The following is an 8017-nucleotide window of genomic DNA, read 5'->3' on the forward strand; positions in this document are numbered from 1 at the left end:
TACCTCACTGGGGTCAATCCATTTGATCAACCAGGTGTAGAAGCCTACAAAAAGAATATGTTTGCACTGCTGAATAAGCCTGGATATGAGGAAGCCTCTAAGTCTATTCAAGGGCGCGTCAATGAACTGTAACACCTATGGATAAAAGCTACAATACACTTTCAAAGCCTCTGATCCTACCTGAATATGGGAGGCATATCCAAAATATGGTAGATTACTGCTTGACTTTGAAGGACGAAGCGGAGAGGCAGCGCTGTGCAGAGTCAATTATAGCTACGATGGATATGGTCTCAACCCGTGATAAGGAGCGGGAAGATCATATGCAAGTGTTGTGGGATCACCTATACATTATGTCGGACTTCAAACTGGATATTGACTTCCCCTATCAGGTGACCTCAAAAGAGGAGTATCACTCGCAGATAAAATGTGCGCTAGATAATGACCACCAACAAAAACCTCTCTATAGGCACTATGGTAGGATTATTGAGCGAATGATACAAGCAGTATTGGCACTGCCAGAGGGAGAAGAGCGTGATGCATTGGCAAAGGAAACCGCCTTGCAGATGAAACGTAGCTATATGCAGTGGAATAAGGACAGCGTAGCCAATGCTAAGATTTTCTCAGATCTCTATGAGCTATCGGAGGGGAAAATATATTTGGATGAGCTAACTTGTCAGCTACCCGATGCTAAGGAATTCGCGTCTCAAGCTCCACAAAAGGAGAACCGAACCTACACGATGAAAAGGAATAAAAACAACCGTAGGAAGAGGAGGTAATTACATCATCTATTAAATATTAAAGTACTATGAGTTCGTTTGTTGTAGAGGGTGGTCACCAACTCCGTGGTAATATCCATCCACAAGGAGCAAAGAATGAAGCCCTGCAAGTTATTTCGGCAGTGCTTCTCACTAAAGAGGAGGTGCAGATCAGCAATATCCCTGATATCTTGGACGTCAATAACTTGATCCAGCTCCTAATGGATATGGGGGTGCAGGTAAAGAAACTGACAGCGGACACATATTCTTTCAAGGCCGATAATATCAACCTAGACTTTGCCTACTCTAAGGCTTTCCTAGAGGCAAGTGGAAAGCTTCGAGGTAGTGTGCTTCTCATTGGACCGCTTTTAGCTAGGTTCAAGAAAGCATTGATAGGCAAACCTGGTGGCGATAAGATAGGAAGACGAAGGCTAGATACTCACTTCCAAGGATTTATAGACCTTGGTGCTCAGATGAAGTACGACGCTCAAAAGGAACTCTTTACGATAGAGGCAGAGAAGCCAATGCGGGGTACCTACATGCTACTTGAGGAGGCTTCTGTAACTGGTACCGCCAACATCATTATGGCGGCAGTTCTTACAGAAGGTACTACCACTATATATCACGCTGCCTGTGAACCATATATTCAGCAGCTTTGCCGGATGCTTGTACGGATGGGAGCAAAAATTGAAGGTATCGGGAGCAACCTACTTACCATCACTGGTGTGGAGAGCTTAGGAGGTACACAGCATAGGCTTTTGCCTGATATGATTGAGGTGGGTAGCTTTATCGGAATGGCAGCTATGACAGGGTCGGAGATTACCATTAAGGAGGCCGATGTACACGAATTAGGTATCATCCCCAATGCCTTCAGGCGATTGGGTATTACCGTTGAAGAGCGAGATAATGACCTCTATGTACCAGCACACGACCATTATGAGATAGAGAGCTTTATGGATGGCTCTATCATGACCATTGCCGATGCACCTTGGCCAGGACTTACACCAGACCTTTTGAGTGTACTACTTGTTACCGCCACACAGGCAAGAGGTAGTGTATTGATCCACCAGAAGATGTTTGAGAGCCGCCTATTCTTTGTAGATAAGTTGATTGATATGGGAGCTCAAATTATACTTTGCGACCCCCACAGAGCTACAGTGATAGGGCTTGACCGTAAGTTTAAGCTCAGGGGCGGCATAATGGTTTCGCCAGATATCCGTGCTGGGATTGCACTACTCATCGCAGCGATGTCGGCCGATGGAACTAGTAGAATCAATAATATTGACCAAATCGATAGGGGCTATCAATTTATTGATAAACGACTCAATCAATTAGGAGCAGCCATCACCCGCGTATAAATATATAAGGAGTATGCTCAACCCCTACCCTACAATAGAAGGTAATGATCTAACCCTTTACGGAAAGGTACGTAGGACGCACGGATACCAAGGGGAGCTTTTGGTGGCACTCTCTTCGCCAACATACGAGGAGATACTGCCTGAGTTTCTATTTCCTGTGATTGATGAGATACCTATCCCCTATCGTGTGGAGCAGGTGAGGGGAAGTGCAGAGCAATTAATTATTATGCTCCAAGAGCTACACAACCTATGCGAGGCGGAGCCCTTCGTAGGCTGTGATCTTATGATCCTTAAGAAAGAACTACCAATGGGCGAAGCGCCTGATATTTCAAAACTCATTGGTTACAGCCTACTACATGATAATGGAGAGGTGATTGGAGAAATAGTAGCAATAGATAGTACCACAACCAATATCTTGCTCCTTGTAGAGCTTGCAAAAAACAATAAGCAAGTACCTATACCACTTACCCCTGAGTGGCTAATAGAACTTGACGAGGAAAGTAGAAAACTAACTCTAAACTTCCCTATGGAGCTACTTGAGCTTTAACCCATCTTTACCCACTTCATTCTTAATAAAAACAGTGAGAAGGGGGTCAAAAAGATGTTATTTTGCAAGGTTTGGCACATTCTCAAGGTTATTTGAAAGGTATTGGGTACCTTTATCATCGAATATAAAATCATTATCGTTTATTCACACTTTAAGAAACACTGTGACAATGAAAAAGCACAATTTTTATGCTGGTCCCTCAATCCTAAATGAGGGAGTAATCAAAGAGGCTGGCAAGGCAGTTGAAAACTTTGCAGGTACTGGCCTTTCAATCCTAGAGGTATCTCACAGAGGTAAGGAGTTCGTTGCTGTAATGGACGAGACCGTAGCCCTCTTCAAGGAGCTTCTAGACGTTCCTGAGACACACGAGGTTGTTTTCGTTGGAGGTGGTGCTAGCCTACAATTCTACATGAGTGCACTCAACTTCCTTAATAAGAAAGCTGCCTATCTAGATACAGGCACATGGTCAAGCAAGGCCATCAAGGAGGCTAAGCGCGTAGGTGAGGTAGTAGTAGTAGCAAGCTCTAAGGACGACAACTACACTCATATCCCTGAGTACACCGTGCCAGGTGATGTAGATTACTTCCACTACACTTCCAATAACACCATATATGGTACAGAGATCAAGAAGGATCCAGAGGTTAGTGTACCTCTTATCTGCGATATGTCTTCTGATATCTTTAGCCGTCCAGTAGACGTATCTAAGTACGACCTTATCTATGGTGGAGCACAGAAGAACCTTGCCCCTGCAGGTGTTACTTTCGCAGTAGTAAAGAAGGATGCTGTTGGTAAGGTAGATCGTGACCTTCCTACTATGCTCAACTACCAGACTCATATTGACAAGGGTAGCATGTTCAACACTCCTCCAGTATTCCCAATCTATGTAGCTCTTCAAACCCTTAAATGGTACAAGAGCCTAGGTGGTATCCCTGCAATGCAGAAGAGAAATGAGGAGAAGGCTGCTCTTCTTTATGATGCTATTGATAGCTCTAAGATCTTCCGTGGTACTGCTCGTGAGCAAGATCGTTCACTTATGAACATCTGCTTCGTGATGAAGGATGAGTACAAGGAGCTTGAGAAGGACTTCCTAGACCTAGCTACTTCTCGTGGTATGATGGGTATTAAGGGTCACCGCTCTGTTGGTGGTTTCCGTGCCTCTACATACAACGCACTTCCTATCGAGAGCGTAAAGGCTCTGATAGATGTGATGAAGGAGTTTGAGAAGAAGATCTGATCACAGTCAATCATTAATGCCGCATCTATGGAGCAGTGGTCATGACCACTGCTCCGTGGACGCGGTTTATATCAAAATACCAAATACACTAAATAACGAATATAGAAATTATGGCAAAAGTATTAATCGCTACTGAAAAACCATTTGCACCTGTAGCTGTAGAGAAGATTAGAGGCATCATTGAGAATAACGGTCTTGAACTTGTACTGCTAGAGAAGTACACAGATAAAAGCCAACTACTAGACGCTGTAAAGGACGTTGACGCTATGATCGTACGTAGCGACAAGGTAGATGCAGAAGTAATTGAGGCTGCTAAGAACCTTAAGATCGTAGTGCGTGCTGGTGCAGGATACGACAACGTAGACTGTGATGCAGCTACAAAGCACAATGTAGTAGTGATGAACACCCCTGGACAAAACGCCAACGCTGTAGCGGAGCTCGTATTTGGCATGCTACTCTATCATGTGCGTAAGAACTTCACTGGAGCGTCCGGTAGCGAGCTTATGGGTAAGCGCCTAGGTGTGATGAGCTATGGTAATATCGGTGAAAATGCTGCTCGTATCGCTCAGGGCTTCGGTATGCACGTATATGCATACAGCCGTTCAACCCCAGCAGACTATTTCTTTAAGGATGGCTATGAGTTCTTCGTAAATCGCAAGGCAATGTTTGAGGTTTGCGACATCATGGTACTTGCTATGCCATCTGCAGCTAATACCAAGGGCATGATCAATTATGAGCTAATGAGCGCTATGCCAAAGGGGGCTATCCTAGTAAATATTGCTCGTAAAGACCTTATCAATGAGGCTGACCTCATGAAGGTACTAGCAGAGCGTCCAGACCTTAGCTACCTCACCGACGTGAAGCCAGATGCAGAGGCTGAGATCATAGAGAAGTTTGGTAAGCAGTACTTCTCAACTGCCAAGAAGATGGGTGCACAAACCGCAGAGGCTAATATCAATGCCGGTATGGCTGCTGCTTCTCAAATCGCTAGCTATCTTCTTACTGGCAACGAAAAGTTCAGAGTAAATAAGTAAATCATAGTAGTAAGGTAAGCAGATGGAGTGATGGCTAAAAAAGTCGCACTCCATCTACCTACCCCTCACTCCTCAATACAAATAAGAAAGATATGATCGTTAAACCATTTAGAGGCATTCGCCCTCCAAAAAACCTAGTAGAAAAGGTTAATTCTCGCCCTTATGATGTACTGAATTCCGACGAAGCTCGCAAGGAGGCAGAGGGCAATGAGATGTCGCTTTACCACATAATCCGCCCTGAGATCAACTTCCCTGTGGGAAAGGACGAGCACGATGAGGATGTGTATGAGATGGCTGCAAAGCAATTTGCACTATTCCAAGAGAAAGGGTGGCTCGTAAAAGACGAAAAGCCATGCTACTACATCTATGCACAGACTATGGATGGTAGGACACAGTATGGTATCGTACTTGGTGCTTACGTAGATGACTATATGCAAGGCAGGATCAAGAAACACGAACTTACTCGTAAGGATAAAGAGGAAGATCGTATGAAGCACGTGCGCGTCAACAATGCCAACGTAGAGCCTGTATTCTTTGCATTTGAGGATAATACCACCCTACAGGGCATCATTGACAAGTACAAAAAAACTACTCCAGAGTACGACTTTGTTGCTGATATAGATGGATTTGGACACACCTTCTGGGTGATTAGTGACGATAAGGACATTGAGACCATCACCAAGGCTTTCAAGGAGATCCCTTACATGTACATCGCTGATGGACACCACAGATCTGCAGCTGCCGCACTTGTTGGTGATGAAAAGCGTAAGCAAAACCCCAACCACACTGGCAATGAGGAGTACAACTACTTTATGGCTGTTTGCTTCCCAGCAAGCCACCTACACATCATAGACTACAATCGTGTGGTAAAGGATCTGAACGGAATGACTCCCGCTCAATTCCTAGAGAAGCTAAAGGATAAGTTTGTGGTTGAAGATAAGGGAACTAATATCTATCACCCCAATAAACTACACAACTTCTCACTTTACCTCGGTGGTCACTGGTATTCACTAACCGCTAAGGAAGGCACTTATGATGATAATGATCCAATTGGTGTCCTCGACGTAACCATTTCAAGTGATTACATCCTTCGCGACCTTCTAGATATTCAGGATCTTCGTACCAGCAACAGAGTTGACTTTGTAGGCGGTATCCGCGGACTAGAGGAGCTCAAGCGCCGTGTAGATAGTGGAGAGATGATCGCTGCCCTAGCACTCTATCCAGTGACTATGGATCAGCTTATCAATATTGCCGATACTGGTAATATCATGCCTCCAAAGACCACTTGGTTCGAGCCAAAACTGCGCTCCGGACTAGTTATCCACTCATTAGAGGAGGAGTAAGCAGCAGCTATGCTACGATTAGCAGGAATTTATTATATCTAAATACCAAACAAAGAGAAAGTGACACACTCCCCACCGCGGGGACTGTGCTCACTTTCTATATTTATTACTATTTCGCAATATTATTATGTCATCAAAAAAGAGAGTAGAGAGCGACCTACTAGGCGAGGTGGAGCTAGATAATAGCCACCTATATGGTGTACAAACGGCACGTGCCATTGACAACTTTAAGTTTTCGCCATTCAAAATCAACGATTATCCACACTTCGTTGAGGGACTAGCTCTTACCAAGAAAGGGGCAGCGATGGCCAATCATAAGCTGGGCCTACTCACCGATAAGCAAGCTAAAGCTATTGAGCAAGCTTGTGACGAAATCCTGGCTGGCAAGCATCACGAGCACTTTGTGGTAGATATGTTTCAGGGAGGTGCAGGTACTTCCACCAATATGAATGCCAATGAAGTCATCACCAACCGTGCCCTAGAGATTATGGGCTACGGGAGAGGCGACTACAAACACCTCAGCCCTAACGACCATACCAATCTATCACAGTCTACGAATGACGCTTACCCAACAGCCATCCACTTAGGTCTTTATACCACCTATGTAGAGATGATTCCTCACATTGAAGATCTGATCAAGAGCTTCAAAGCCAAAGGAAAAGAGTTTAAGAAGATCATCAAGATGGGGCGCACTCAGCTACAAGATGCAGTGCCTATGACCTTAGGTCAGACCTTCAACGCGTTTGCTTCCATTCTGGAGGAAGAGCTACCCAACCTTAAGCATGCTTGCGACCAACTATTGGTAAACAACATGGGGTCCACTGCTATCGGTACAGGTATCTGCTCAGTGCCTGGCTATCGCGAGGCGTGTGCCGAAGCATTGAGTGAGATCACTGGGTGGAAGGTGAAGATGGCCAAGGATATGGTTGCTGCCACTTCCGATACCTCACACATGATTGGCTTCTCTGGAGCCATCAAGCGAATCGCTGTAAAGCTCAGCAAGATATCCAACGACCTTCGTATCCTATCCAGTGGCCCAAGAGCAGGACTTAGCGAGATCAACCTTCCTGCACGTCAGCCAGGATCCAGCATCATGCCTGGTAAGGTCAATCCAGTGATCCCAGAGGTGGTGACTCAAGTTGCTATGAAGATCATTGGCAACGACATGTGCGTCACCATGGCTGGCGAGGCATCACAGATGGAGCTCAATGCCATGGAGCCTATTATGGCACAGTGCTGCTTTGAAAGTGCTCGCCTATTGGTAGAGGCTTGCGATACTCTTCGCACACTCTGTATCGATGGCATTACTGCCAATAAAAACATTACCGAAGAGCAAGTACATAGTAGCATTGGTGTTGTTACGGCACTTAACCCATACATCGGCTACAAAAACTCTACTAAGATTGCCAAGGAAGCGATCAACACCGGCAAAGGCATCGTGGAGATTGTACTAGAAAAGGGCATCCTCTCCAAGGAGCAACTAGACCAAATACTAGCACCAGAAAACCTAATCAAGCCAGTACGTCTAGATATCAAGCCTCTCAAAAACTTCGAGGACTAATCCTATATCCACATAATGGATACTGCCATAGGGGTGGTGTGTCATAGACATGCCACCCCTATTTTTTACACTTTCCACCGAAAGCCAGTAGCTAGGACTAAGCGATTAGAATCAATCAGAGACTGTTGCACGAAGTCGATCTGCGGCGTTGCTTGATACTGTCCCTAAAAAGTGTGTAAGCCCCA

General features: G+C 45.1%; 8 protein-coding genes. All 8 read left to right on the plus strand.

The genetic code is table 11. From position 1 onward, the window contains the following. A partial coding sequence (locus tag QVO39_RS08995; protein ID WP_288171981.1) for a hypothetical protein occupies window positions 1–132 on the plus strand: 132 nt, incomplete at its 5' end. 5 nt (window positions 133–137) lie between these two features. Beyond that, the gene (locus tag QVO39_RS09000; RefSeq protein WP_021903887.1) at window positions 138–776 is read left to right on the plus strand and encodes a DUF4290 domain-containing protein; all 639 of its coding nucleotides are present in this window, start codon (window positions 138–140) and stop codon (window positions 774–776) included. A 29-nt stretch (window positions 777–805) separates the two neighbouring features. Next, window positions 806–2113 carry a UDP-N-acetylglucosamine 1-carboxyvinyltransferase gene (murA, locus tag QVO39_RS09005; protein ID WP_021903888.1) on the plus strand — a complete coding sequence of 436 codons (1308 nt, stop codon included), beginning with the start codon at window positions 806–808 and terminating at the stop codon, window positions 2111–2113. A 13-nt stretch (window positions 2114–2126) separates the two neighbouring features. Next, complete coding sequence (locus QVO39_RS09010; protein WP_021903889.1) at window positions 2127–2660, plus strand: ribosome maturation factor RimM; 534 nt, start codon at window positions 2127–2129, stop codon at window positions 2658–2660. A gap of 169 nt (window positions 2661–2829) precedes the next feature. Continuing rightward, window positions 2830–3894 (plus strand): 3-phosphoserine/phosphohydroxythreonine transaminase, encoded by a 1065-nt coding sequence (gene serC / locus QVO39_RS09015; protein ID WP_021903890.1) that lies wholly within the window; start codon window positions 2830–2832, stop codon window positions 3892–3894. Window positions 3895–4004: 110 nt separating this feature from the next. After that, window positions 4005–4928: an NAD(P)-dependent oxidoreductase gene (locus QVO39_RS09020; protein WP_018028154.1), complete on the plus strand. Its 924-nt coding sequence runs from the start codon at window positions 4005–4007 to the stop codon at window positions 4926–4928. 92 nt (window positions 4929–5020) lie between these two features. Beyond that, window positions 5021–6271: a DUF1015 domain-containing protein gene (locus QVO39_RS09025; protein WP_018028155.1), complete on the plus strand. Its 1251-nt coding sequence runs from the start codon at window positions 5021–5023 to the stop codon at window positions 6269–6271. A 127-nt stretch (window positions 6272–6398) separates the two neighbouring features. Next, window positions 6399–7832 carry an aspartate ammonia-lyase gene (locus QVO39_RS09030; protein ID WP_021903891.1) on the plus strand — a complete coding sequence of 478 codons (1434 nt, stop codon included), beginning with the start codon at window positions 6399–6401 and terminating at the stop codon, window positions 7830–7832. Window positions 7833–8017: the final 185 nt, after the last annotated feature.

Source organism: Porphyromonas sp. CAG:1061 (assembly GCF_000435035.1).
GTDB lineage: Bacteria > Bacteroidota > Bacteroidia > Bacteroidales > Porphyromonadaceae > Porphyromonas_A > Porphyromonas_A somerae.

Coding starts and splice junctions, on each gene's coding strand:
- QVO39_RS09000 (WP_021903887.1), top strand. CDS start 138: ATGGATAAAAGCTACAATACACTTTCAAAGCCTCTGATCCTACCTGAA.
- murA (WP_021903888.1), top strand. CDS start 806: ATGAGTTCGTTTGTTGTAGAGGGTGGTCACCAACTCCGTGGTAATATC.
- QVO39_RS09010 (WP_021903889.1), top strand. CDS start 2,127: ATGCTCAACCCCTACCCTACAATAGAAGGTAATGATCTAACCCTTTAC.
- serC (WP_021903890.1), top strand. CDS start 2,830: ATGAAAAAGCACAATTTTTATGCTGGTCCCTCAATCCTAAATGAGGGA.
- QVO39_RS09020 (WP_018028154.1), top strand. CDS start 4,005: ATGGCAAAAGTATTAATCGCTACTGAAAAACCATTTGCACCTGTAGCT.
- QVO39_RS09025 (WP_018028155.1), top strand. CDS start 5,021: ATGATCGTTAAACCATTTAGAGGCATTCGCCCTCCAAAAAACCTAGTA.
- QVO39_RS09030 (WP_021903891.1), top strand. CDS start 6,399: ATGTCATCAAAAAAGAGAGTAGAGAGCGACCTACTAGGCGAGGTGGAG.